This is a genomic window from Pseudomonas sp. REST10, assembly GCF_029542605.1.
GTDB classification, from domain to species: Bacteria; Pseudomonadota; Gammaproteobacteria; order Pseudomonadales; family Pseudomonadaceae; genus Aquipseudomonas; species Aquipseudomonas khazarica.
Map to the genome: position 1 here is coordinate 74226 of NZ_CP035677.1, position 26074 is coordinate 100299.

At 62.6% G+C, this 26074-nt stretch carries 22 protein-coding genes; 16 read left to right on the forward strand and 6 right to left on the reverse strand.

Features of this window, described 5'->3' with window-relative positions; translation table 11 throughout:
* Positions 1 to 17 precede the first annotated feature (17 nt).
* Positions 18 to 1601: an aldehyde dehydrogenase (NADP(+)) gene (locus EWH21_RS00350; RefSeq protein WP_277699535.1), complete on the forward strand. Its 1584-nt coding sequence runs from the start codon at positions 18 to 20 to the stop codon at positions 1599 to 1601.
* Positions 1602 to 1692: 91 nt separating this feature from the next.
* On the opposite strand, the gene EWH21_RS00355 is transcribed toward EWH21_RS00350, so the two are convergent.
* From EWH21_RS00355 to hexR, 3 genes are all read right to left on the reverse strand, one after another.
* On the reverse strand, positions 1693 to 2700 hold the full coding sequence (locus EWH21_RS00355; protein WP_210390045.1) for an Ldh family oxidoreductase: 1008 nt from the start codon (positions 2698 to 2700) through the stop codon (positions 1693 to 1695).
* 102 nt (positions 2701 to 2802) lie between these two features.
* On the reverse strand, positions 2803 to 2988 hold the full coding sequence (locus EWH21_RS00360) for a hypothetical protein (protein WP_037054482.1): 186 nt from the start codon (positions 2986 to 2988) through the stop codon (positions 2803 to 2805).
* Positions 2989 to 3235: 247 nt separating this feature from the next.
* Positions 3236 to 4102 carry a transcriptional regulator HexR gene (hexR, locus tag EWH21_RS00365; protein WP_037054469.1) on the reverse strand — a complete coding sequence of 289 codons (867 nt, stop codon included), beginning with the start codon at positions 4100 to 4102 and terminating at the stop codon, positions 3236 to 3238.
* 220 nt (positions 4103 to 4322) lie between these two features.
* On the opposite strand from hexR, the gene zwf reads away from it, so the two are divergent.
* The 9 genes from zwf (at position 4323) to EWH21_RS00410 (ending at position 17253) form a co-directional block, all read left to right on the forward strand.
* Positions 4323 to 5747, forward strand: a complete 1425-nt coding sequence (gene zwf, locus EWH21_RS00370) for a glucose-6-phosphate dehydrogenase (RefSeq protein ID WP_218571718.1) — start codon at positions 4323 to 4325, stop codon at positions 5745 to 5747.
* Positions 5748 to 6030: 283 nt separating this feature from the next.
* Positions 6031 to 6549, forward strand: coding sequence for an Hcp family type VI secretion system effector (locus tag EWH21_RS00375; RefSeq protein ID WP_003241180.1), 519 nt, complete (start codon positions 6031 to 6033; stop codon positions 6547 to 6549).
* A 188-nt stretch (positions 6550 to 6737) separates the two neighbouring features.
* Entirely contained in the window at positions 6738 to 8819 is a 2082-nt protein-coding gene (gene tssI, locus EWH21_RS00380; RefSeq protein ID WP_277699536.1) for a type VI secretion system tip protein TssI/VgrG, read from the forward strand.
* Positions 8816 to 9616: a DUF4123 domain-containing protein gene (locus tag EWH21_RS00385; protein ID WP_206596190.1), complete on the forward strand. Its 801-nt coding sequence runs from the start codon at positions 8816 to 8818 to the stop codon at positions 9614 to 9616. Before tssI ends, EWH21_RS00385 begins: the two co-directional genes overlap by 4 nt.
* Positions 9613 to 13554, forward strand: a complete 3942-nt coding sequence (locus EWH21_RS00390; protein WP_277699537.1) for a toxin VasX — start codon at positions 9613 to 9615, stop codon at positions 13552 to 13554. Before EWH21_RS00385 ends, EWH21_RS00390 begins: the two co-directional genes overlap by 4 nt.
* Positions 13555 to 13566: 12 nt before the next feature.
* The gene (locus EWH21_RS00395) at positions 13567 to 14598 is read left to right on the forward strand and encodes a hypothetical protein (protein WP_277699538.1); all 1032 of its coding nucleotides are present in this window, start codon (positions 13567 to 13569) and stop codon (positions 14596 to 14598) included.
* 210 nt (positions 14599 to 14808) lie between these two features.
* Positions 14809 to 15561 (forward strand): hypothetical protein, encoded by a 753-nt coding sequence (locus EWH21_RS00400; RefSeq protein WP_206596186.1) that lies wholly within the window; start codon positions 14809 to 14811, stop codon positions 15559 to 15561.
* Between the two features lie 464 nt (positions 15562 to 16025).
* Entirely contained in the window at positions 16026 to 16505 is a 480-nt protein-coding gene (locus tag EWH21_RS00405) for a hypothetical protein (protein WP_277699539.1), read from the forward strand.
* A 166-nt stretch (positions 16506 to 16671) separates the two neighbouring features.
* Positions 16672 to 17253 carry a hypothetical protein gene (locus EWH21_RS00410; protein WP_277699540.1) on the forward strand — a complete coding sequence of 194 codons (582 nt, stop codon included), beginning with the start codon at positions 16672 to 16674 and terminating at the stop codon, positions 17251 to 17253.
* Between the two features lie 198 nt (positions 17254 to 17451).
* Here EWH21_RS00410 and EWH21_RS00415 read toward each other — a convergent pair whose 3' ends face one another.
* The 3 genes from EWH21_RS00415 to znuA all read right to left on the reverse strand — a co-directional run bounded on the left by EWH21_RS00415 (position 17452) and on the right by znuA (position 20881).
* Positions 17452 to 18153 (reverse strand): hypothetical protein, encoded by a 702-nt coding sequence (locus EWH21_RS00415; protein ID WP_206596183.1) that lies wholly within the window; start codon positions 18151 to 18153, stop codon positions 17452 to 17454.
* A 287-nt stretch (positions 18154 to 18440) separates the two neighbouring features.
* Positions 18441 to 19694: an MFS transporter gene (locus EWH21_RS00420; RefSeq protein WP_277699541.1), complete on the reverse strand. Its 1254-nt coding sequence runs from the start codon at positions 19692 to 19694 to the stop codon at positions 18441 to 18443.
* Between the two features lie 260 nt (positions 19695 to 19954).
* Positions 19955 to 20881 carry a zinc ABC transporter substrate-binding protein ZnuA gene (gene znuA, locus EWH21_RS00425; RefSeq protein WP_277699542.1) on the reverse strand — a complete coding sequence of 309 codons (927 nt, stop codon included), beginning with the start codon at positions 20879 to 20881 and terminating at the stop codon, positions 19955 to 19957.
* Positions 20882 to 21147: 266 nt separating this feature from the next.
* Here znuA and zur point away from each other — a divergent pair, with 266 nt between their 5' ends.
* From zur to EWH21_RS00455, 6 genes are all read left to right on the forward strand, one after another.
* Positions 21148 to 21633, forward strand: coding sequence for a zinc uptake transcriptional repressor Zur (gene zur / locus EWH21_RS00430; protein ID WP_037055519.1), 486 nt, complete (start codon positions 21148 to 21150; stop codon positions 21631 to 21633).
* Positions 21630 to 22418, forward strand: a complete 789-nt coding sequence (gene znuC / locus EWH21_RS00435; RefSeq protein WP_277699543.1) for a zinc ABC transporter ATP-binding protein ZnuC — start codon at positions 21630 to 21632, stop codon at positions 22416 to 22418. The genes zur and znuC overlap by 4 nt, the downstream gene beginning before the upstream one ends.
* Complete coding sequence (gene znuB, locus EWH21_RS00440; RefSeq protein WP_037055522.1) at positions 22418 to 23206, forward strand: zinc ABC transporter permease subunit ZnuB; 789 nt, start codon at positions 22418 to 22420, stop codon at positions 23204 to 23206. Before znuC ends, znuB begins: the two co-directional genes overlap by 1 nt.
* 116 nt (positions 23207 to 23322) lie before the next feature.
* On the forward strand, positions 23323 to 24162 hold the full coding sequence (locus EWH21_RS00445) for a PA5502 family lipoprotein (protein WP_277699544.1): 840 nt from the start codon (positions 23323 to 23325) through the stop codon (positions 24160 to 24162).
* 181 nt (positions 24163 to 24343) lie between these two features.
* Positions 24344 to 25351, forward strand: coding sequence for a methionine ABC transporter ATP-binding protein (locus EWH21_RS00450; RefSeq protein WP_277699545.1), 1008 nt, complete (start codon positions 24344 to 24346; stop codon positions 25349 to 25351).
* Positions 25351 to 26019, forward strand: a complete 669-nt coding sequence (locus EWH21_RS00455; RefSeq protein ID WP_037055525.1) for a methionine ABC transporter permease — start codon at positions 25351 to 25353, stop codon at positions 26017 to 26019. Before EWH21_RS00450 ends, EWH21_RS00455 begins: the two co-directional genes overlap by 1 nt.
* The last annotated feature ends 55 nt before the right edge of the window (positions 26020 to 26074 follow it).

The following is a 26074-nucleotide window of genomic DNA, read 5'->3' on the forward strand; positions in this document are numbered from 1 at the left end:
AGACACAGGAGCCCGCAATGCCCTCCACCATCGGCCACAACATCATCGGCGGCGTATTCAGCGCCGCCGGCAGCGTGGCTCACAGCAGTCATGACGCCACCACGGGCGAACCCCTGCCCTACACCTTCATCCAGGCCAGCGCCGAAGAAGTCGACGCCGCCGCCAAGGCCGCTGCCGAGGCCTACCCGGCCTACCGCAGCCTGCCAGCCACACAGCGCGCCGCCTTCCTCGACGCCATCGCCGACGAGATCGACGCACTGGGTGACGACTTCGTCGCCATCGTCTGCCGCGAAACCGCCTTGCCGGCGGCGCGCATCCAGGGCGAGCGCAGCCGTACCAGCGGCCAGATGCGCCTGTTCGCCCGCGTCCTGCGCCGGGGCGACTTCTACGCGGCGCGCATCGACCGTGCCCAGCCGGAGCGGCAGCCGCTGCCACGGGCAGACCTGCGCCAGTACCGCATCGGCGTCGGGCCAGTTGCCGTGTTCGGCGCCAGCAACTTCCCCCTGGCCTTCTCCACCGCCGGTGGCGATACCGCGTCCGCCCTGGCTGCCGGCTGCCCGGTGGTGTTCAAGGCGCACAGCGGCCACATGGCCACCGCCGCCTTCGTCGCCGAGGCGATCCTGCGTGCCGCCCGCACGACCGGCATGCCCGCCGGCGTGTTCAGCATGATCTACGGCAGTGGCGTCGGCGAGGCGCTGGTCAAGCACCCGGCGATCCAGGCCGTCGGCTTCACCGGATCGCTCAAGGGCGGCCGTGCCCTGTGCGACATGGCCGCGGCCCGCCCGCAGCCGATTCCGGTGTTCGCCGAGATGAGCTCGATCAACCCGGTGCTGGTGCTGCCCGGCGCCCTGGCCAGCCGTGGCGAGCGGATCGCCCGCGAACTGGCCGACTCGGTGGTGCTCGGTTGCGGCCAGTTCTGCACCAACCCCGGCCTGGTGATCGGCATCGCCTCGCCGGAGTTCAGCCTGTTCACCGCCAACCTGATCGCCGAGATCGGCCAGCGCCCGGCGCAGACCATGCTCAATGACGGCACGCTGCGCAGCTACGAGAAGGGCCTGGCAGCGCTGCACGCACATCCACGCATTCGTCACCTGGCGGGCCAGCCGCAGGAGGGCCGGCAGGCGCGTCCACAGCTGTTCCAGGCCGATGCCGGCCTGCTGATCGACGGTGACGCGTTGCTCCAGGAGGAGGTCTTCGGCCCGGCGACGGTGATCGTCGAGGTGGCCGACAAGGCCGAGCTGCTGGGGGCCCTGCACGGCCTGCGCGGCCAACTGACCGCCACGCTGACGGCCGAGGCGGATGACCTGCTGGCCCATGGCGACCTGCTGGCGGTGCTGGAACAGAAGGTCGGCCGAGTGCTGTTCAATGGCTACCCGACCGGGGTCGAGGTGGGCGATGCCATGGTGCATGGCGGCCCTTACCCGGCCACCTCGGACGCGCGCGGCACCTCGGTCGGCAGCCTCGCCATCGAGCGATTCCTGCGCCCAGTGTGCTACCAGAACTGCCCGGACGCCCTGCTGCCAGAAGCCTTGCAGAATGCCAACCCGCTCGGCCTGGCGCGGCTGGTCGACGGCGTCACCACGCGGGATGCGCTGGACTGAAATCCGTGTCGGCGCGGTAACCGGCGCATCCCCCCCCTCAGCCCCGGCTTGCCGGGGCTTTTTTTGCGCAGGCCCCTGGCCCCGCCAGCACTCAGCCACGCAGCGCGATCAGGTCCTGATACAGGCTGTCGGCGATCTCTACACCCTCGACCAGGCTTTGCGCCCGCGCTGCGTAGCGGCGCTGCGACGGCAGCCGTGCGCCCTGGCCCTGGATCGCCTCGAACAGCGTCTCGGCACGGGCCAGCTGCGCGTCGGCCTGCTCACCGAGGAAACGCTGTGGATCAAGCGCGATGATCAGCTCGCCGTGATACGGCAAGGCGTTGTGCCCCGCATCGAACGCGGCGGACTCGACGCTGGTGAGGTCACCGATCAGTGGCCCCGCGATCAGCTCGATCATGGCCGACAGCGCCGAGCCCTTGTGCTCGCCGAAGGTCAGCATGGCGCCATGGTCGAGCACCTCGGCGGCGTCATCGCTGGGCCGTCCCTGGCGATCCACGCCCCAGCCGCTCGGCAACGGCTTGCCGGAACGGCGATGCAGCTCGATCTCGCCACGGGCCACGGCACTGGTGGCGAAGTCGAAGACGAACGGCTGGCCGCCAGGACGTGGCCAGCCGAACGCGATGGGATTGGTGCCGAACAGTGGGCGACTGCCCCCGGTGGGCGCGACGTAGGCCTGAGTCGGGTTGCAGGCCAGCGCGACCAGGCCCAGCTCGGTGAGCGCCTCCATCTCCACCCACAGCGCGGAGAAATGTACGCAGCGATTGATCGCCATGGCGGCGATGCCATTGCGCCGCGCCTTCTCGGCCAGCAGCGGCAGGCCGGCGGCGAACGCCAGTTGCGAGAAGCCGCCATGGGCATCGACACGCACCAGCGCAGGCGCCGGCTCGAACACCTCGGGTTCGGCATCGGCCACCGCCTTGCCTGATTTCAGCGTGCGCACGATGCCCAGCAGGCGCCACAGGCCATGGGACGTGCAGCCATCGCGCTCGCCGGCAGTCACCGTGGCGGCGATGGCCTGAACGAAGGCGGCGCTGAAACCGGCATGGCGAAGGATATCGGCGGCCAGCTCATGGGCCTCGGCAAGGGTCAGTCGGGTCATATCGGGCTCCTGGCAGTCAGCCCGTTACAGTGGCCCGAACAGGCCCCGCCCGCTTGATCGCTTTACCCAGGCAGCATGCCGAATTCGGCACACCGCGCAGCGTCAGGCAGCGTGGCGTTGGTTCGTCTGCAGATCCGGGAAGTCCGCCAGCTCACGCTGCAGCTGGCACTGCTCGGCGTAGTGCTCGATGGCCCGGCGATAGGCCATGCGCCGTTGGTCCTGCAGCTTGCGACGGGTCTTGGCGTCGGGTTGGGTCTGCAGCAGCGCGTCATCGAAGATACGAGACATCTCGGTACTCCCGGAACGAGGACTGGAGGCCTCAGCTTGCTCCGGGCAGATGACGCTTTGACGGCGACGTCATGAATGCTCGGTGACGTCGACCGCCTCGGTCGCTCGAATCTCGTGCGGGGCTTCGTCACGCTCGTGCACGCGAACAGCATCGAGCGGAAACAGTACAGCACCCTGCCAAGAAAACGACCAGCGCAGTCAGTAGCGCATGCCTTGCTCGCATCTTCGTTCTTGAAGACCCAACTCTCTAATCCTCGGAAGCCTTGATCGACTTCGGTGACAGACGCAGGCTGCGCAAGCTGCGCTTGACGCTCTTGAGGTGGTTGACCAGGCTCGGCCCGCGCGCCATAGCCACGCCCATAGCCAGCACGTCGATCACCACCAGGTGGGCGATGCGCGAGGTCAGCGGGGTGTAGATCTCGGTGTCTTCCTGCACATCGATGGCCAGGTTGACGGTGGCCAGTTCGGCCAAGGGGGTCTGGCTCGGGCACAGGGTAATCAGGCTGGCACCGGACTCACGCACCAGGTTGGCGGTGATCAGCAGGTCCTTGGAACGGCCGGACTGGGAAATGCACACGGCGACATCACCCGGCTTGAGCGTGACCGCGCTCATCGCCTGCATGTGCGGGTCGGAGTAGGCGGCGGCATTGAGCAACAGGCGGAAGAACTTGTGCTGGGCATCCGCCGCCACGGCACCGGATGCACCGAAGCCATAGAACTCCACACGCTGCGCCTGCGAGCAGGCAGCGATGGCACGCTGCAGCGCCTCGGGGTCGAGCTTCTCGCGCACTTCCATCAGGGTGTGCAGGGTGGTGTCGAAGATCTTCAGGCTGAAGTCCGCGACCGAGTCGTCCTCGTGAATGGCGAACTGGCCGAAGCTCGCACCCGCCGCCAGGCTCTGCGCCAGCTTGAGCTTGAGATCCTGGAAACCACTGCAGCCGATGGCACGGCAGAAACGCACGATGGTCGGCTCGCTGATACCCACGCTGTGCGCCAGCTCGGCCATCGAGCTGTGCATCACCGATGCGGGATCGAGCAGGACGTGGTCGGCCACCTTCAGTTCTGACTTGCGCAGCAGGTGGCGCGACTGGGCGATGTGTTGCAACAGATTCACGGGCTTGGCTCTATGAGAAAAGGGTCTACCACGGGCACTCGATCGATCATGACTCGGTTATGATCCATCGCCGGGGTTGTAGTGACCTTGTAGTTATACTACATGAGTGGCACTGGCGCACGGCCAACAGCCCGTTTTTGACGCCGTATTACCAACACGGGTAGTTTCCAACAGCCTGTCAGAATCGAGTCGGAGTCTTCTCTTGAGCATCCCCTGCGACATGCTGGTCTTCGGCGGCACCGGCGACCTGGCCCTGCACAAGCTGCTGCCAGCGCTCTACCACCTGCATCGCGAAGGACGCCTGCATGCCGACGTGCGCATCCTCGCCCTGGCTCGCAGCAGTCACAGCCGCGAGGCCTACCAGGCGCTGGCCGAGCGCCATTGCCGGGCGCAGGTAGCGCGCGCGGACTTCACTACCGAAACCTGGGCCAGCTTCGCCGCGCGCCTCGACTACTTCGCCATGGACGCCGCGCAGAGCGCCGACTTCGGCCGCCTGGCCAAGTACCTGGGGCGCGCCGAGGACCGCGTGCGGGTCTACTACCTCGCCACCGCGCCGAATCTGTTCGAAGACATCGCCACCCACCTGGCCAACGCCGGCCTGGCAGGCCCGGCCGCCCGCATCGTGCTGGAAAAGCCCATCGGCCACTCGCTGGATTCGGCCCGTGCGATCAACGCGGCCATCGGTGCGGTATTCGACGAAGCTCGGGTGTTCCGCATCGATCACTACCTGGGCAAGGAAACCGTGCAGAACCTCATGGCGCTGCGCTTTGCCAACGCCCTGTTCGAGCCGGTCTGGCGTGCCGGGCATATCGACCACGTGCAGATCAGCGTCTGCGAGACGCTCGGTGTGGAAAACCGCGGTGCCTACTATGACAAGGCCGGCGCCATGCGCGACATGATCCAGAACCACCTGCTGCAGCTGCTCTGTCTGGTGGCCATGGAAGCGCCGGTACGCTTCGACGCCGAGGCCGTGCGCAATGAGAAGGTGAAGATTCTCGAAGCGCTCAAGCCCATCAGCGGCCTCGACGTGCAGGACAAGACCGTGCGCGGCCAATACACCGCCGGCCAGATCGGCGGCCATGACGTGCAGGCCTACTACTTCGAGAAAAACGTCGACAACGACAGCGACACCGAGACCTTCGTCGCCGTACAGGCGGAGATCGACAACTGGCGCTGGGCCGGCGTGCCCTTCTACCTGCGCACCGGCAAACGCCTGGCGAAGAAAACCTCGGAGATTCTCATCCAGTTCAAGCCGGTGCCACACCGCCTGTTCAACGACGGCGAGGCCAACCAGCTGCTGATTCGCCTGCAACCGGAAGAACGCATCAGCCTGCAGCTGATGGCCAAGAACCCGGGCAAGGGCATGCGCCTCAAACCCGTGGAACTGGACCTCAACCTGGCCAACGCCTTCAGCCAGCAACGCCGCTGGGACGCCTACGAGCGCCTGCTGCTGGACGTGATCGAAGGCGACTCCACGCTGTTCATGCGCCGCGACGAAGTCGAAGCCGCCTGGCAGTGGGTCGACCCGATCCTGCAGGGCTGGCACCAGCACTACCAGAGCCCGCGCCCCTACCCGGCCGGCAGCGACGGCCCGGAGCAATTGCAGCACCTGCTGGAGCGCCATGGCCGGCACTGGGCCGAATGAGCCGAGCGGCAGCTTCTTGCGCAGCGCCCGCCGGACAAAGCACTGCCGGATCGCCTGAAAACCAGCAAACACGGGGCCTTCAGCGCGCTGCGCAACAAGCTGCACAGCACTGCGCAACTTGTTGCGCAAATTAACGTGACCCAGCGCTCAAGGTGACGAAGCCTCGCCGCGCAGTCACGCTAACTGACTGTTTTTATTGAATTTATTTTATCTGGCATGCCGCTCGCTTTAGACAGGGCTCCCGGATCGATCACGATCCATGACCCAGGCAAGGAGAGCACTCATGCCAACACCCGCGTATCTGTCCCTCGAAGGCACCAAACAAGGTCTGATCACCGCTGGCACCTTCACCGAGGACTCGGTCGGCAACATCTTCCAGGAAGGTCATGAAGACCAGATTCTGGTTCAGGCGTACAACCACCAGGTCATCATCCCGCGTGACCCGCAGTCCGGCCAACCGACCGGCCAGCGCGTACACAAGCCGCTGATGATCACCAAGGTCTTCGACAAGTCCTCGCCGCTGATCTTCAACGCCCTGACCTCCGGTGAGCGTCTGAACAAGTGCCGTCTGGAGTGGTACCGCACCTCCTCCACCGGTACCCAGGAGCACTACTTCACCATCGAACTGGAAGACGCCGTGATCGTCGACGTTCAGTCGCGCATGCCGAACTGCCAGGACCCGAACATGGCGCACTTCACTCACCTGGAAGACGTCTACTTCACCTACCGCAAAATCGTCTGGACCCACGAAGTCTCCGGCACTTCCGGCTCCGACGACTGGCGTACCCCGATCTCCGCCTAATCGCAGGCTGAGTTCGTGCGTCACCGCAGCGGCCAGGCATCGTCCTGGCCGTTGCGTTTCGGCAAAACGCGTCGGACAGGCGCGGCAGTTGCCGAAAACCTCGACCGCTGCCAGCAGCGCGCGGCCGAATCGGTTACAACCTGGAGCGCGCCACGCGCCCATCATGGAATGATCGAGAGGAACAACGAATGTTCGCCCAGGCCAACCAGACCCATTTCAGTCTCAGCATCGAAGGTGTCGAACACGACCTGCAGGTGCTCGAGTTCAGCGGGCGCGAGGCGGTCAGCCAGCCGTATGCGTTCGCCGTGGAACTGATCAGCGACAGGCCCGACCTGGACCTGGAAAGCCTGCTGCATCAACGTGCCTTTCTCGCGTTCGACCAGAAGGGAGCAGGCATCCACGGCCTGATCCACCGCATCGCCCAGGGCGAGTCCGGCAAGCGCATGACCCGCTACCGCCTGACCCTGGTGCCTCAGCTGACCTATCTGAAACACTGCACCAACCAGCGCATCTTCCAGCACCTGACGGTGGAGAAGATCATCAGCCAGGTGCTCGAGGAACACGGCATCCAGGCCGATGCATACCAGTTCCAGCTCGGCTCGATCTACCCCGAGCGCGAATATTGCGTGCAGTACGACGAGAGCGACCTGCACTTCGTCCAGCGCCTGTGCGAAGAGGAAGGCATTCACTACCACTTCCAGCACAGCAGCGAAGGCCACGTCCTGACCTTCGGCGACGACCAGACCGTCTTCCCGCGCCTGGCACCGCTGGCCTACCAGCAGGACACCGGCCTGGTGGCCGACGACCCGGTGATCAAGCACTTCGGCGTCCGCGTGGAGACCCGCACCAGCCAAGTCACGCGCCGTGACTACGACTTCGAGAAGCCACGCCTGCAACTGGAAGCCAAGGCCGATGGCGACGCCCAGCCCAAGCTGGAGGACTACGACTACCCCGGCCGCTACACCGACCGCGAGCGCGGCAAGCACCTGGCCACGCGCGCCCTGGAACGCCATCGCCATGACTTCGCGCAGGCCCAGGGCGATGGCGACTCGCCAACCCTGGTCAGTGGCCACTTCCTCGACCTGACCGACCACCCGCGCGACGCCTGGAACCAGCTCTGGCTGCTCACCGAGGTGCTGCACGAAGGCAAGCAACCGCAGGTGCTGGAAGAGTCGGTCATCAGCGACACCCGAGCCGACGACGGCTTCACCCAGGGTTATCGCAACCAGTTCGTCGCCACCCCGTGGGACGTCCCGTATCGCCCGCCGCTGGAGCACCCGAAGCCGCGCATCCTGGGCAGTCAGAGCGCCGTCGTCACCGGCCCGGCCGGCGAAGAGATCCACTGCGACGAATACGGCCGGGTGAAGGTGCAATTCTTCTGGGACCGCGAAGGCCAGGCCGACGACAAGACCAGCTGCTGGCTGCGCGTCAGCTCCAGCTGGGCCGGCGATCGCTATGGCGCCATCACCATCCCGCGCATCGGCATGGAAGTGCTGGTCACCTTCCTCGAAGGCGACCCCGACCAGCCGCTGGTCACCGGCTGCCTGTACCACGCCGAACACGTGGTGCCCTACGACCTGCCGGCGAACAAGACCCGCAGCGTGTTCAAGACCCTGAGCAGTCCCGGTGGTAGCGGCTACAACGAACTGCGCATCGAGGACCGCAAGGGCGCCGAACAGATCTACGTCCACGCCCAGCGCGACTGGGACGAGAACATCGAGCACGACCAGAAGATCCGCGTCGGCAACGAACGCCACGACACCGTCGAGGCCAATGCCTACAGCCACTTCAAGGCCGAAGAACACCGCACCACTCACGCCGATCGCAAGACCGAGATCAAGGCCAACGACCACCTCACCGTCGGCGACAGCCAGCACATCAAGCTGGGCAACGGCCAGTTCATCCAGGCCGGCCAGGAAATTCACCTCAGCAGCGGCCTCAAGGTCGTGCTCGAAGCCGGCAGCGAACTGACCCTCAAGGGCGGCGGCAGCTTCATCAAGCTCGACGGCGGCGGCGTGACCCTGGTCGGACCGGTGATCAAGATCAACTCCGGCGGCGCAGCGGGCAGCGGTTCGGGGGCAGCGCCGGTGTTGCCTGGCGCGGTGAGGCCGGCGGATGCGGATGTGCCGGGAGCATTGCTCAAGCAGCGCCTGCGTGAAGAGTTGCCCATCGTCGAGCTCTGTCAGAAACCCAAGGGTGGAACCCCTATGCAATGCCCGCTATCCGACTGTCCCTGCCGTAAGGCCATGACTGCTGGAGCCAGCGTATGAGCACAGGGCATTGGCTGTTGCTGGAGCGCACGGAACATTTGCTGCCCGACCTGTATCGACTTGGCGAGAACCCGGATCCTATACGCCTGTTCGACGGCACAGAACTGGCCGCTTGCGAGGAAGAAAGCCCCCTGCTGATCGATGCACAGGCCAATCCCTCACTGCTTGCTGCCGTGCAGAATGAACCGGCCTCCTGGCCCGGCCTGCAGCTTGAAATCACGGGACCAACCGAAGGCCTGTTGGCCCACCTGCGTCATATCCTGTTCATCCGCTTCGATCAGGAGCGCCGCGGCGTACTACGCTACTCTAGGCCACGTACCGCCAGTTACTTCTTCCCTGCCAATGATGAGGAAACACGCCCCCTGTGGCTCGGCCCGATACAGCGGCTGACCTGGTATGGCGGCACCTGGCACGACCGCGCCGACGGCCGCGAAGCCTGGCAGCACATCGAAAACCGGCAGGCACAGGAATGGCACTCCGGAACCACCACGCATGAACTGCATCTGCCCCCCAGACAGGAACAAGCGCTGCAACGTCAACAGGGCGAGCACTTTCTTTACCAGTGGTGGGAACGCCAGAGTGGCATTGCCTTCAAAAGGGCCTGGGACTACCTGAATGCGGGTATGCAGGCCGGCTTTGTGACAGCTGAGTCGCTACACACCTACCTCGACCTGCGGCATGCCAGCCCACACGCTACGTCGCCAGACGTACTCCCGCCCGGCACCAATCAGGAGCGCCTTGACGCTCTCGCCAGACACCTGACCCAGAATACGACCGACAAGGAAAGCAGCGTATGAGCAACAACGTATGCGCACTGAGCAAAGGCGCCGCCTGCGAAGCTGGCAAGCTCATCGTCCAGGTAGTGGGCAAGGATCACCCGACTACCCAGAAGCTGGTGATCTGCGATGAAAAGAATGCGCCACTGACCAGTCTGACTCAGCAAGACAAACCGGAGATCCAGAGCAGCGACAGCTTCAGCAACGTGCTGCATGTGTGGGTCTGGGAGGGCCAGCCCAAGCGGACTTTGTGCCTGGAAATCGAAACGGAAAGTGGAAACCCCATTCGCCTGCCTCTGCTGGATGACGCCAAGAGTACGCCCAGGCAGGAAGACAGACAGTGGAACCAGGTCGTCCCCATCATCCCCATGACCCCCATACGCGGTGTAGATAATGATAGAGATCAAGGGGTTCCCGTACTGGGCAGACCGGGCTATCTCTACGTGTTCTACCAAGGCAAGCTCTGGCGAGAACTGGAAATTCGTCAGGCAGAAGATGGCACGACGACCTATCACGACATTGATCTACGCGCGGTCCGAAAACAAGATGGTTTCAGCTCAGGCTCGCGCACAGCACGCGGTAAGGGCCTGAAAGAAGTCTGGCTACCGGCTCGCTGGAACAATCGAAAAGTCGATGACCTACAACTGGCCTATGCCGAAGTCCAGCTCCCTGCACCGCGCCTCCAGCGCCTCGAACAGGATGCCTCGTTGCGTGCCCAGCGCTGCCAGAGTATCGACACTCAGATATCTGCGCAGGAGTTCAGACGCCTCGCTAACGGCCCGGACAACCGAGCCTTGGCAAGAGGCATAATCGCCAGCGCGATCCTGAATAACCCGGCGGCCGCACAAGCTGCGGTGAATGCCGAAGCAAGCCGTCACAACCTGGCCAACCGGTTGTTCCCCTTGAGCCTGGCCAAGCCTCAACGTCCTCGCGCAGCCCCGCATGAACTGCAGTTCGACCACCCAGCCGAATACCTGCATGATTTAAGTGGGGAATACCCTGCCACTTGTCATAGTCGGGCACGTGCCTTTCTCGATCGCTACAAAACAGGCCAGACACCCAACCCACGCAGCGCACCTGAAATGGATGCACTCAACCTGTGCATGGAGCGTGAACTGCTTCCGCAGCGCGCAGCCGCGCCACAGAAGAGTTCGGCGTCAGCCAACGCCCCCTCACCGGAACAACAGTTGGTCGAAGCCGAAAAGGCCTGGCAATCACTACCGGCATCAGCCGACATGCTTGCCGATGCCCGAACCCGGCAAATCGCAGCAGTGATGGTCGAGGACGATCTTTATCGTCTACGTCAGTTGAGCGGACGTATGGATGCCGCTCAGCAACGTGTGCACTTGGCAGCAGAACTGGCCACCCAGCAGCCTCATCACGCCAGCGCGATGCTGGTCAGCAACTTCATTCTGCCGACACATATCGACGGCCAGAAAAACCCTTTAAATCAATTCGCGGAAAACCTGGACAGCGAAGGGCGACAGCGAGTCCAGCATGACCTCGGCACCCCGCTGAAAGGAGACATCGAGCGGTACCATCGCAAAGCTCGCGAGTGTCTGACCACGTGTATGAAGAGTCACCAAACCCAGCAGACGCTCGGCGATTTGTTTTGCCTGGAAGGTTTCGACTACCTCGGCGCCTTTGCCATTACCGGCCAATGCATGACAACGCTGGCCAAGCCATTCAACGACCCACTGAATTTCACTCTAGGCCGTCCGGCAGCAGGCAAAGCAGAGCGCCTGTTGATGGGTCTCGTCAGAAACAAGAGCAACCCGCTACATGCCATGCTCTGGCCCGAAGTCGAGCCACAAGCCTGCTTCGCCCCCTATGTGGCACCCACTACCCCCGAACAAAACCTCGGTGACGGCCGCTTCCGTCCACAAGCCTTGGCGGCCCTGGAGCGTTCCACGTTGCCAGACCTGCAGAAGCTTGAGTTACTGGAGGCTAGACTATTGGTGGCGGGTGCCGAGCGTGGTGATTTCAAGACCTTGCTCAGCGTTGAGAAAACGGTGGCAGCCACGATGACCGTTCTGGGTAACTTCTGGGCCGTGATGGACGATGTTCTACGTGCCGAGGCCAGCCTTGCGCAGGCGCGTCAGAATCGCGACCAGCAACAGGCCGAGGTCGACAAACAGAACCAACGTACCTCGCGAATTCAACGGCATACGGCAAGTAGAAGTCGATTAGCGCATCTGGCACTGTACATAGACCCCAGCGCATACAACCAGGTCATGGGCATGATCCGAGGATCACTGCCAGAAACGCTCGGTGACCTTCACTTTGAACGCAGCGGCCGGGTCAATGAGCGCGAGCACTATACGTTTCCCGTTGATCTGCTAGGCGAGGAAATGACTCAACAGCAAGCCATCCGCATGACCGGAAGCCTGTTCGACGGGCACGGCAATCCCATCGCCACCACTAATATCGATACTGCACGGCAAGCGGGCATGCCACTGCAGAAACTCGACGTTTACCGGATGGTGATGTCCAAACAACATGCCACTGCCGCACGCATGCAGGCCGTAAAACGAAGACTGAGGGAACAGTATCAGGCCCAGTTGCGCCTCGTGGAACAACAGGCCGCTTACGACCAGGCGAAGGCGTCTCCTCACCTCAACCAGGCCAGCGAAGCACGACGCGGCATCTATCGACTGCTTAGCACGCCCATCATGCCGGCATTGTTGACAATGGTTGAGGTGTGGAATGTGAAGGCAGAGATAGCTTCCTTCGAGTCAGTTGAAAGAACTCGTGGCGGTAACAGAGCGCGTTTGGGATACATAGGCGCTATATATGATTTCGCTCTTGCCTTAGAGATTCTCTCTGAACGAATTGCCCACGATATCCGCACCTACCGCCAAGCCACCATCTTTACCCGTGGCATGGATAGCGTTGCTAAGGCATTGGATCACAAGCTGTGGAAGATACCAGGAAGTCAAGGCAGGATATTCGCCACCCACCTTACCGGACGGGTTCTACTCAACGCTGGTACAGCTTTCCTTTTTGCCGCGCTGAGCGTCAGTGACGCCATGCATGAATTCGCCCTCGGCGATGAGGCCGGCTGGGGGTATGCGGTCATGGCGCTCGGTGGTGTCTCCATATTCGCTGCCACCTTCATGGCCGGCCCCGCCGCAGGCGCTCCCCTGTTGGCCCTGGGGCCGGCCGGCTGGGCCACCGCCATAGGCCTGGCGCTGGTACTCGCCGGCGCTGCTCTGGTGTGGTGGCTGGACGACACACCTCTGGAGGAATGGCTCAAGCTCGGCCCCTATGGCCAGGCAGACCAAGGCCTGATGTCTCGCCTGGTCGGTAGCAAGCGTCCTGCCCACCTGCAGGATCCGCAGGAGGCCTTCTACCGCCTGGTCAGTCTGCTGGCCGGCATCCATATCCGCGTCGAGGCCAACCCACACCATGCCGAGGCCTTGCAGGGCCACCCAGGCAGCGACCCGGAAGAACGAGCCTGGTTCTACAGCATGCGCAGAGCCAATATCCGTATCAGCATAGAAAGCAACCTGCCTGGCCTGGTGAGCTCTCTGGGGCGCAGCCAATTGCGCGGCGGCACCTGGCTGCGCCTTCTACGTTTCGACACACCCACAGCAGGCCATCCGCTGCTGGCAGAGCAAAGCAGCATAGAGGTGGAGTTGCCCCCTGGACAAAACTTCAATCTGGGGGGCAGCCAATCAACAGGGGCTCAGACCCCGCCCAGTTTCGTCGCCCAGCGCCAGGTTCCGGGCGGAGTAGAGCTTTATATGGAACAGCCGACCGTGGCCCGCAGCGCTCCCTATCGCTATGACTGGGCCGTACGCGCCCAATTGCAGGTCGACGACGGCCAACGCCAATGGGTATTCCCTGCCCCGTTGCCTGTAGACCCGCTGCGTTATGATTCTAAAAACCACGCTAAACCGGATTATCGCAATGTCGGTAAGGCCTTCTGGGCCGACGAGCACAACAACAGGCCTTGAAAAATGCCCGAGATGGACAACCAGAACACCCTATACGCCGCCACGGCCCATGACTCACGGCAACTCCCGGAACAAGCAGCACAAGTCCGTGACCATGCTGGACGCCTCTGCATGCGCCTGCCCTGGGGCAATACACAGGAAGTCGCGCCGTTGACCTTTATCGAAGACGACTCACCAGCCGAGCTTCGTGAGGAGGAAGAAGAAGAAAGTAGAAACCCAGGTAGCCGTGCCCGCAAACAGGAAAAGTTCCATAACGCCTGTGACCATATTCGGTATCGTCAAGCACGCGCTTCTGCATGGACTCAGCTGTGGATTTTTATAGGAAGTATTGGTAAAGGATTTTTTTTAATATGGACTGGTTTATTAGCAGTTGGATTTCTATTGCTTCTACCCGTAGACCAGTCACCCTGGCTACATCAATTGGAAAGCACCTTTGATATGTGGTTATGGGTTGCAATCCCATCGTTGACGGCATGGTTAGCTGCACATATTGCATTCTTTTACCTTCCAAGGACTTTCATAATCACCCCCTCCAAAGGCCCTCTCTGGGAACTCAATCGTCAAACCGGCATGGTCACCGTCTTCGCCCGCAAGCCAGGGCAGTTCAAGGAGCAGGGTTATGACGGGGACTTTATCCGTCCCTTCCATGAGTTCGACGCCTATGTCCATATGCTGCCCACGCGCCAGGGCATGCCGCTCTACTCCCTGCATCTGGTGCATCGCTACCAACCGGTGGCCATCGACTTCATGCCCCTGATCGGCCGACAAAGCTCCGACAAAAACAGTCTGGCCCTGTGGGACATGTGGCAGAACTATATGGATATCAGCAAGCCGTTGCCGGATATCCCTGTGTTAGAGGAGTTCCGTCACCTTGACCCCACCACCGCCGAGCACGACCGCCGCACCGGCCGCCCCGAGCGCTACTGGCGTGATATGGACGACCGCATCTTCAAGGCCGCGATACTGGCGATGCAGGATCGTATCAACCAGCTCGATGCACTCAGCCGCCCCAACCTGATGGCCCAGCATGTGCAATACCTCTGACACCTTTGCCGCCACACCCGGCCTGGATAGACCACACAAGGCAGGGGATAGCCAGGGCTTTCTAGGCGGACGGGTTAGCTACCTGGCGCCACTGCCACTACCAACGGGTGAGCCTCCCCATGACTACGCCCATGCGGTAGGCGCAGTAAATGATGTATATCTCAGCCTTGGTGTTGGCATGCCACACGCTTATTGCTTATGAGCAGTACCTTGAACAAATTTACCCAGGCTCTCCCCTGGAGCCAGTCCATCGAACTTCCAGACCACCATCAGTGGAAGCACACTAATCAGCATGCGTTGCTGGAGTGGAAAATCAAGGCAAGGTCTTATAATACGACCGTCGCAAACTCCATGTTTATTTTCCTCTTTCTATTCACCACTATATTATTTGGGTGGATGGGCGAGATATTTAACCCTAACTCTTCAAAGTCCATAGCAATAGGAATACCATTTTACATATTAACCATGGCGGCCATTTACGGCACAACTCATCAAAAAACAAAATTTGCTTATCGCCTGACCGAAACGGGCATAGAGGTCTGCGAGTGGAAAGCGCCAGGTAAAGGCTGGATAATCACTTTGAAATGGCTTACGGCTATTGCCGCTATCGCCGTTCTATTCATTGTCGCACTGGACCCATCGACCTTTTGGGTCGCACTCGCCGGGCCTGGCGGCATAGGGCTACTTTATCTAGGGCTGGCTAACTCCAGCAAATTCCAAGAAATGCATACCGAGTATCATCATCGTACCCATGAGTGGGCACGATATAAAAAAATCTCTATTCATTCAAGCCGCCCAGTCATAGGACTGCACTTCGATTACTTCAACACACACTTTCAGGCTATGGACAAAGGCACACTGTTCTTATTCTGCAAAAAGCAACAGCTAGCCGCCGCTCTAAGAGAAATAAATCGAAAACGCCCTGATCTACAACCAATCAATGAGTCATTTGACATCTACTAATAACCACCTAAAGAATGTACTCTAGTCGCGACTGTAGCAGAGGCAGAGCGGGCTTCAGAAAGATAAAATGCTCCACCTTGGCAGGTGCCAAAATCGAGCAATGATCGCTTATGAGCAGTGCCTTGAAAAAACTCTTACAGGCTCTTCCTTGGAATCAGCCCGCACGCAAATGAATATGTGGACTGGCCGTTCTATATTTTCCGGATCAACGCAACTTCGATAGACACATCATTCTCATCCGCGAACGACCAAAAGGACTCCCACTAAAAGAAAAGAGCACCTCGGTACTGCCACTCTAGTTTCAAAATCCGGCACTACTATTTTGCTCTCTTCACAGAGCGACTGCTTACTTCCCTTGCAGATGCCTCATGCACGCAAAATGGTGCAAGCTCTTCTAACAGCAGAAGTACGACAAACAGACACAAAATTCTTGCCTACAACCAATATCATCACAAGGAAGAATCATGCCACAAGCAACTTGGAACCCTGCACAATACCTCAGCGTCATGTCCTGGGCTATGTTCAGCACAACGATAACGAGCATCCTACTCGCGCTTATCTTCTTTCCCTTTACTAATCTAGGCGCTTATCTAGCCGGCTGGCCCATCGGGTTATCCATTACCGTGAATGTCATTCTATTCATTGCTGCTTCACTCGCACGACGCGACCAATATGTATGCGTCTCCTTGACAGCCGAGGGAATTCGATACGCTGACGAATCCAAATCCTACCGTCGCAACGAACTGCTTCGTGCCAGTGATATCAAGAAGATCCGCGTTCGACGCAATCCATTCTTCAAGTCGCTGACGATCGACATGAAGGAAGACAATCAACGCTTCTTTCTGAGCAATGTATCTCTCACAGAGAATTTTCTGACAGAAGCCAATGCGCTCATCAACCAAGCAGCGGGTAACGCCCCGCAAACTGGCCTGCAAAAGGCATAGGCGAGCGAACACCGCACCGCAAGAGACTACCTAATTCAGTGTCACAACCAGTGTGGTTACACCGTTTTTAGGCCTCTACCTTGCACGGCCACATAGCACTATGAATGCACTGATAAAGGTTTTCCCGGATAGCATTTTTACCGTCGATGACACTGACAGAGTTTCAATGATCGAACGCCACTCTGCCACGTTCATGACGCATGTGCTGAGATGGGGATGGTTAGTACTTCTTCCGGCTTTTATCGCGTCACTCCACGTCGACGTTGCAGGGCTTACGGTCACATTGTTCTGCCTGTTGGGGGGATATCCGATCATTGCGTTGGTAATCGCGAACTGGATATTTCCCGACACCACCTACGAGGCCCACTTCGACGCTGAGGGGCTTCATCTGGCCATCGGCCATGCGCAAGACCTGACGGCCCATGCCAGTATTTTCGTTCCTTACCGGGAGATCACGGAACTGGTGACTCGTGACCATTATCGAGATATGGGCCGATACGGCACCACATGGGTTCGTAAGTACATCATCAAAATGAAAGTGCCATACGGCGAAAAGCCTCACCTGCTTATCGACACCAAGCGCAGTGCGGAGTCGGTGTATTCCGTTTTGAGCAGAGTTGCTCAACTGCCTGCGGCACAACACATTCGCATACCGCCGATGATTACCATTGGCGATCCGCCCTTCAGCCCAGCAAGAAGACGTGAACAACGCGAAGAGCGAGAGAGGCGTCTACGCGGAGAGGTGTAAAGGGTAGAGAGCACAAAGTTGCCGACGGGCATAACCCAGCCTAGATGGCGAAGTTCAGTCCCATTGGAACCTTCTGCCCGTACGACCTGTAACGCTCCATCATCGAGATATTTGCAGAGGTGCGAAACAAGTTCCTTAGGAGTGGCTTCATGCCGAACATGCGTCAACACAAGGCCTTGGCCGACCTCCTGATGGCGCCTACGCACCCACCTGCTCATTGCCAATCGGCAACTTCAGACGTTCGAGCCGGTGGCTGGCAGCCTTCAGCGTAAGCTGACCGTCCAGAAAACTTGGCCCATAGATGCTCGCGTCTATATGAGCATGCTGCGGGTGGGCCAGGCGCGTGGCTGGGGAAAAGCTCATCCGACGGCCAGTCTTCAGCAGCAGTAACAGGTCGCGCGGACGACTGTCCTTGGAGTAGAAGCTGTGTTGCTGCAAGCCGAGCATGCGAAGGCGGAAAGCTGCATCGGGTGTACCGTTGCGATCCAGCCGCAGTAGATCGAGCTGGAGGCCATCGGCCAGCTCGGTTCTGTTCAGAACCTCCACATACTCAAGGTTCAGCAGCAATTGCAGCACGGCATTCAGCGGCTCCTCTGGCAGCGGCCTGAAAAATTCACAACCTGCGAGCCAGAGCATGCGCAAAGCGAGATAGCCAAAGAGTATGCCGATAATCAGGCTTAACAGCACATGCCTGTTGACGCTCCCCTGATCGCAGACCCGCGTTCCGCGCATGCCGCGAGCGGCCTGAGTAACGCAGCCACCGGCGTCACGCGCTGGCTCAAAGGCCAGCCACAAGAAACTCATGCTTATCGCCGTCATTATCAGCAGTACCAGCATGAATGTGCCGCTGCCGCTGGACGTCAGTCGGCCCCAGCGTTCGCCGATCCTGATCTTCAACATGCAGCCGAGCTCTGTTTGCGCAGCGCGGTCAGTGGTGTGCCGCGACAGTAGCGAGCCAGCCGAATTTCCAGGGTGGCAAGCAGGAGAAGAGAGAGGATCAATCGGTTATTCATGAAACATCCTTGTTGAATCAGTTGTCCGTTTAGCCTAGGCAGGCCCGTCAGGACGTATCTCAAAGCGCTATACGAACATATCTCACGCAAGGCATGCGGCCCAAACTCAGGTCACGACTCTGCGAATCTCGTCATATCAGAGCTCAAGCGGGGCCCTGACCGAATGCATGCAGACTAGTGCTGCGCTTGTTGAACCATCTTGCGGCCATGCGGAATCAACAACATCAAAACCAGCATCCCCAACACTCCCGCCCCAACGAACAGCCCCTCATACCCCAACGCCTTGGCCAGCACTCCACTGCTGGCGCCGACGAAACCGGACAGCAACACCTGCGCCGAGGCCTGCAGTGTAAAGTCGGCGCCTTCGTGTTCCGGGCGGCACATACGCATCATCGCGGCGAACAGGGCGACGGTGGACATGCCGTCGGCCACCTGCTCGAACAGGGTCACGGCATACACCAGCACGGTATTGGCGCCCTGCCCCACCAGCAAGGCCAGCGCAGCGATGCCGAGCGCCTGCAGGGCGCCGAACAGGATCAATGCCCGCAGCACGCCGATGCGGGCGTAGAGCAGGCCGCCGAGCAGGGCGCCAGCGATACCGGCCAGGCTGCCGATCAGGGTCAGCTGGCCCAGCTGGGCGGTGCTCCAGCCCTGGTCCACCAGCATCGGTTTGATCATCGGCGAGCCGAGCGAGTCGCCCAGCTTGAAGGTCAGCACCACCGCCAGCCACAGCAGCATGCCGGGCTGTGCCAGCAGGCCGCGATAATGGTTCAGCAGCAGACGCGGGCCGAGGGCGCTTTCTGCCAGGGCGGGCTGGAAGGGCAGGAGCCGGCGCTCGGGAAACAGCAGGATCGGCACGCTCATCAGCAGGACCAGCCCGGCCAGCAGGCCGAGCGCCAGATTCCAGCCCAGCGGGTCGATCACCAGCAGCAGGCCGCTGCCGCTGACGATCATGCCGACCTTGTAGCCGCCCACCTGCAGGCTGTTGCCCAGGCCGCGCCAGCGCTCCGGCAGCAGGCGCACGGTCAGCCCGTCGGTGGCGACGTCCTGGGTAGCCGCCAGCAGGTTGATCAGCACGAGCAGGCCGAGCAACAGCCACAAGCCGGAGCCGAACAGGGTCTGCGGCGCGAGCAGCGCCAGCGCGGCCAGGCAGACCACGACACCACTCTGCAGCGGCAGGATCCAGCCGCGATGGTGGCCGAGGCGGGGTGAGGCCAGCCGGTCGACCCAGGGCGCCCACAGCACCTTGAGCAGCCAGGGCAACGCCAGCAGCTTGAGCAGGCCGATCAGCGCCAGGTCGACACCATGCTGACGCAACAGCACCGGCAGCGAATGGGCGATCAGCCCGGAGGGCAGGCCTTGCGCGCAATACAGCGACGCCAGCAGCACCAGCGTGGCATTAGACGGGCGAGAGGCGGATGGCGACATGGCAGGCGCTCGCGGCAAAAGCGCAAGCCTAGTGGTTTGCGCCTGCGAGCGGCAACGCAGCGGTGGTTACAGTTCGTAGCGAGGGCGTCGCGGCTGAAGCCCCTGCCACAACAGCCTTGCCAGCCCGGATGCGATCCGGGACGTCGCTCGCGCATGCCCCGGCGGATCTTCCTGTGCGTAGGGTGGATGACGCCTTTTTCATCCACCATCAAAGGCTCGGGCCGGCGTTTATCCGGTAGAGCGCTGCAGCGCGTTCCACCCTACAGGCTGTTCAGGCACTCGCTCAGGCCGTTGGCCAGGTTTTCCAGCAGCAGTGGGTAGGCCGTGGCATCGACCGGCAAGCTGCCGCCCAACGCATCCAGCTCGGCCAGTTTGACCGGCAGGCCGGCGGTGAGGGTTTCCGCCAGGCGCGGGCGCAGCGGCGGCTCGCTGAACACGCAACTGGGCCCCGCAGCCTGCAGACGCTCACGCATCGCCGCGACATGCCGCGCCCCTGGCTGCACTTCGGTCAGCACGCTGAATACGCCGGCATGCTTGAGACCATACGCTGCCTCGAAATAGTCGAACGCCTCGTGGAAGACGAAATAAGGCTTGCCCTGCAGCGCCGCCAGTTGCGGACGGATGCGCCCGTCGAGCGCATCCAGGCGCTGTTCGAATGCCTGCAGGTTAGCGGCATAGCGCGCCGCGTTGGCCGCGTCCAGCGCGCTCAGGTCGGCCGCCATGCGCGCCGCGATTACCTTGGCATTGACCGGTGACAGCCACAGATGGGCATCCAGGCTGCCCGGACGGTGGTCGTGGTCATGGCCGAGGTCCTCATCGGCGTGATCCTCCCCGTGCCCAGCATGCTCCTCGTGGCTGTCGCCGAAGTGACGCAGGGCCATGCCTGGCAGATCCTGCACGGCCACCTGCGGTTTCTGGCGATTGTTCAGCACGCGCGGCAGGAAATTCTCCAGGTCCGCGCCCACCCAGTAGAGCAGATCGGCATCGCGCACCCGGCGCACGTCGGAAGGACGCAACGCGTAGTGGTGCGGCGAGGCGCCGGGCGGCAGCAGCACCTCGGGCGCGCCAACGCCATCCTGCACGGCCGCTGCGATCAATTGCAGCGGTTTGATGCTGGTCAGGACACGCACCTCGGCCTGGGCGCTGGCGACGAAGAACAGGGCGATAAGACAGATAAGACGCGACACGGGACATACTCGGATTGGATGGGTGGACGCCCCTGCAAACCTGGGCGCGGCAGCCAGCGCAAGGCGCAAGACCAACGGACGTATCAGCCAGAGGCTGGCCCGAAGGCTGAGCGCCAGCGAATCAGACAGGCGAGAAGATGCAGTTTACCCGCGGTAAATGAGCATCCTGGGCCTGGTTTCAACGCAGCGATGGCAACGCAGGTGGTTTTTAGAGACGCACTGAGCGAGTAATATAATAACGTCTCCTACCAGCGCCGTCCTTGCCCATGACCGACACGCCACTGGCCTCGCGCCCCCATGATCACTCCCGCTGCGTCAGTCATGCCCTGGCTGAGGCCGAAGCCATCTGTGCCCGCCAAGGCCTGCGCCTCACCACCCTGCGCAAGCGCGTGCTGGAGCTGGTATGGGCCAGCCACAAGCCTCTCGGCGCCTACGACATCCTCGGCGTACTCAGCGAGGAAGATGGCCGCCGCGCCGCGCCGCCTACCGTCTATCGCGCGCTGGATTTCCTCCTGGAGAACGGCCTGGTGCATCGCATCGCGTCGCTCAACGCCTTCGTCGGCTGCAGCCATCCTGAGCATGCCCACCAGGGCCAGTTCCTGATCTGCCGGGTGTGCCATGCCGCGACCGAGCTGGAGCAACCGGCCATCAGCCAGGCGATCGTCGACGGCGCCGCAGGCGTCGGTTTCGCGGTGGAAAGCCAGACCGTGGAAGTGGTCGGCCTCTGCGCCGGCTGCAAGGACGAACGATGAGCGACGCGCTGATCCAGCTGCAGGGCGTGGCCGTCGGGTTCAACGGCCAGGCCGTGCTGGACGACGTTCAGCTCAGCGTGAGACCTGGCGAGATCGTCACCCTGATCGGCCCCAACGGCGCCGGCAAGACCACCCTGGTGCGCGTCGTGCTCGGCCTTCTGCAGCCAGACCGGGGCAAGGTCCGCCGTGCGCCACGCCTGCGCATCGGCTACATGCCGCAGAAGCTGCATGTCGACGCCACCCTGCCGCTGTCGGTGCTGCGTTTCCTGCGCCTGGTGCCGGGGGTGGACCGCAAGCGCGCCCTCGCGGCGCTGGCCGAGGTTGGTGCCGAACAGGTGATCGACAGCCCGCTGCAGAGCATCTCCGGCGGCGAGATGCAGCGCGTGCTGCTGGCCCGGGCGCTGCTGCGCGAGCCACAGCTGCTGGTGCTCGACGAGCCCGTACAGGGTGTCGACGTGGCCGGCCAGGCCGAGCTGTACCGGCTGATCTCGCAGCTGCGTGAACGCTACGGCTGTGGCGTGCTGATGGTCTCGCACGACCTGCACGTGGTGATGAGCGCCACCGACCAGGTGGTCTGCCTCAACCGTCACGTGTGCTGCTCCGGGCACCCGGAACAGGTCAGTGGCGACCCGGCCTTCATCGAACTGTTCGGCCAGGACGCCAAGAGCCTGGCCGTCTACCACCACCATCACGACCATGATCACGACCTGCATGGCGGCGTGGTCAAGGCGGGCCTGACCATCCATGGTCCGGCTCACGTTCACGGTCCAGGTTGCAAACACTGATGCCCGATTTCCTCCTCAACGCCCTGCTCGCCGGCCTGGCGCTGGCCCTGGTGGCCGGCCCGCTCGGCTCCTTCGTGGTCTGGCGGCGCATGGCCTACTTTGGCGACACCCTGTCCCATGCCGCCCTGCTCGGCGTGGCGCTGGGCCTGATGCTCGACGTCAGCCCGACCCTGACGGTGACCGTCGGCTGCGTGCTGCTGGCCGTGCTGCTGGTCACCCTGCAACAGCGCCAGCCACTGGCCTCCGACACCCTGCTCGGCATCCTCGCCCACAGCACCCTGTCGCTGGGCCTGGTGGCGCTGAGCTTCATGCATGACGTGCGTATCGACCTGATGAGCTACCTGTTCGGCGACCTGCTGGCCGTCAGCCACAGCGACCTGGCCTGGATCGTCGGCGGCAGCGCACTGGTGCTGGCGCTGCTGGCCTGGCTGTGGCGCCCCCTGCTGGCGATCACCGTGCACGAGGAGCTGGCGCGCGTCGAAGGCCTGCCGGTGGCGGCGATTCGCCTGGCCCTGATGCTGCTGATCGCGGTGGTGATCGCCGTGGCGATGAAGGTCGTCGGCGTCCTGCTGATCACCTCGCTGCTGATCATTCCCGCCGCCGCCGCCCAGCGTCATGCGCGCACGCCGGAACAGATGGCCATCGGCGCCAGCCTGCTCGGCCTGCTGGCGGTGTGCTGCGGCCTGACGCTGTCCTGGTATCAGGACACACCGGCCGGGCCGTCCATCGTGGTCAGCGCCGCCGGACTGTTCCTGGCCAGCTTCGCCCTGCCCAAGCGCAACGGATGATGGCGCGCGTCGCGTAAGCCGAGCGCCATCCGGGGAGCGGTATAGCGTGCGGCGTGAAATCGGCACCGCAAACCTGTATGATTGCGCGTTTTTTGCACAACTCGAGACGCGTAGTCATGAAGTCGTTCGCTTTTCGTGGTCTTCCCCTGGTTCTGGTTCTGCTGCTGGCCGGCTGCCAGAACACGCCATCGCACAACGTGCTGCCGGTCGATGAACTGGTCAGCGCCTTCCGCCAGCTTGACGTGAGCCTGGCCGAGGAGCGGCTCGACGACGCGCGCAGCCAGCTCGATGCCCTGCAGCGTCGCGCCAGCGGTGACACGCGCCTGGAGCAATACCAGCGCCAGTTGGCCGATGCCTACATGGAACAGGGCCGCGAGGCGCTGCAACAGGGTGATCTGGATCGCGCCGCGCAGGCGCTGGGTCAGGCACGCAGCCTGCTGCCTCAGGCACCGTCGCTGAGCCATGACCTGAACCAGGCCATCGACCGCGCACGAGAGGCCCGCCAGAACGCCGCCGAACAGCAGGCGCGGGAGGCAGCGGCCAGGCTCGATGCACAGCGTCAGGAACAGCTGCGCCAGCAGCGCCTGGCGGCCGAGCGTCAGCTCAAGGCCGCCGCCGCTGCAGTCACCGAACCTGCCGTGGAGCCGGTCGTCGAGCGCGCACCCAAGGCACGCCTGATCGACCTCGACGCCACCACCAGCAGCGTCGCCCTGCCTATGCTGGACAATCAGGACAACGAAAACCTGCGCCGCCTGCTCGACAGCGTCGCAGCCGATGTCGTGACCTTTCACTGTGCGGTGCGCATCGAAGTACGCGAGGCCAAGGACTATCCCTGGGTCGCAGCGCTGCTCTCGGCACGGATCAAGAAGCTCGACCCGACCTTCCGCCCGCGACTGAGCCAGAAGATCGTGCCGCAGCAGGTGCCGCGTCTGCTGTTGAGCCCGCAGCGCAAGTAGTGCCGCACACCGGCTTCTGCGCTGCAGGTAATGCCATTTTGTAATAACCATAGGCCAACAAAGATTTTCTCGGCCTAAACACCGCCGGGTAAACTAGCGCCCTTTTGCGCCCACCCGGCGCCCGATGGCCGGCTCGACAACCCCGTAGCCCGCCCTTGAACACACCCAAAAGGTCGTTCGTGTGATCCAGTTTCAATCCCTCCACAAGGCTTACCGCGTCGCGGGCCGCGAGATTCCGGCGTTGCAGCCCACCACGCTGCAGATCGGACGCGGCCAGGTGTTCGGCATCATCGGCCACTCCGGCGCCGGCAAGAGCACCCTGCTGCGCCTGATCAACCGCCTCGAGGAGCCCAGCGGCGGGCGCATCGAGATCGACGATGTCGATGTCACCGCGCTCGACGCCAATGGCCTGCGCCGCTTCCGCCAGCAGGTCGGGATGATCTTCCAGCACTTCAACCTGCTGTCGTCGAAGACCGTCGCCGACAACATCGCCATGCCGCTACGCCTGGCCGGCGAACTGAGCCGTGCCGAGATCGATGCCCGTGTTGCCGAACTGCTGGCCCGCGTCGGCCTGCAGGAGCATGCGAAGAAATACCCGGCGCAGCTCTCCGGCGGGCAGAAGCAGCGCGTCGGCATCGCCCGCGCGCTGAGCACGCGGCCGAAGATCCTGCTGTGCGACGAAGCCACCAGCGCCCTCGACCCGCAGACCACCACCGCCGTGCTGCACCTGCTGGCCGAGATCAACCGCGAGCTGGGCCTGACCATCGTGCTGATCACCCATGAGATGGACGTGATTCGCCGCGTCTGCGACCGCGTGGCGGTGATGGATGCCGGCGTCATCGTCGAAGAAGGCCCGGTGGCCGAGGTGTTCCTGCACCCGCAGCACTCGACCACCCGGCGCTTCGTGCAGGAGTCCGAGCATGTCGACGAGGCCGAGCAGCGCGACGACTTCGCCCATGTCGAAGGCCGCATCCTGCGCCTGACCTTCCAGGGCGACGCGACCTACGCGCCACTGCTGGGCACCGTGGCCCGCGAGACCGGGGTGGACTACAGCATCCTCGCCGGGCGCATCGACCGCATCAAGGACACCCCCTACGGCCAGCTCACCCTGGCCCTGACCGGTGGCGACATCGACGCCGCGCTGGCGCGCTTCGCAGCCGCCGACGTGCATCTGGAGGTACTGCGCTGATGCTCGAACAACTGCTGCCCAACGTCTTCTGGCCGGAAATCTGGCAGGCCAGTATCGACACCCTGAACATGCTGCTCGGCTCGATGCTGTTCACCGTGCTGCTCGGCCTGCCGCTCGGCGTCCTGCTGTTCCTCACCGGCCCGCGCCAGCTGTTCGAGCAGAAGGCCCTGTATGGCGTGCTGTCGCTGGTGGTCAACGTCCTGCGCTCGGTGCCCTTCGTCATCCTGCTGATCCTGATGCTGCCCGTCACCGAGCTGGTGGTCGGCACCTCGCTGGGGGTCGCCGGGGCCATCCCGCCACTGGTGGTCGGCGCCACGCCGTTCTTCGCCCGCCTGGTGGAAACCGCGCTGCGCGAAGTGGAGCGCGGCATCATCGAGGCGACCCAGGCCATGGGCGCCAGCACCTGGCAGATCATCACCCGCGCGCTGCTGCCCGAGGCCCTGCCCGGCCTGCTCGCCGCCACCACCGTCACCGCGATCACCCTGGTCGGCTACACCGCCATGAGCGGCCTGGTCGGCGGCGGCGGCCTGGGTGACCTGGCCGTGCGCTACGGCTACCAGCGCTACCAGCCCGACGTGATGGCCGTGACCGTGGTGCTGCTGCTGATTCTGGTGCAGGTGCTGCAGATGGTCGGTGACCGCCTGGTGGTGCACTTTTCTCGCAAGTAATGATGAAAAGCGGCGACTCGCCACCCGCGAGACCCGCGCCAACCTTCCCAAAAGG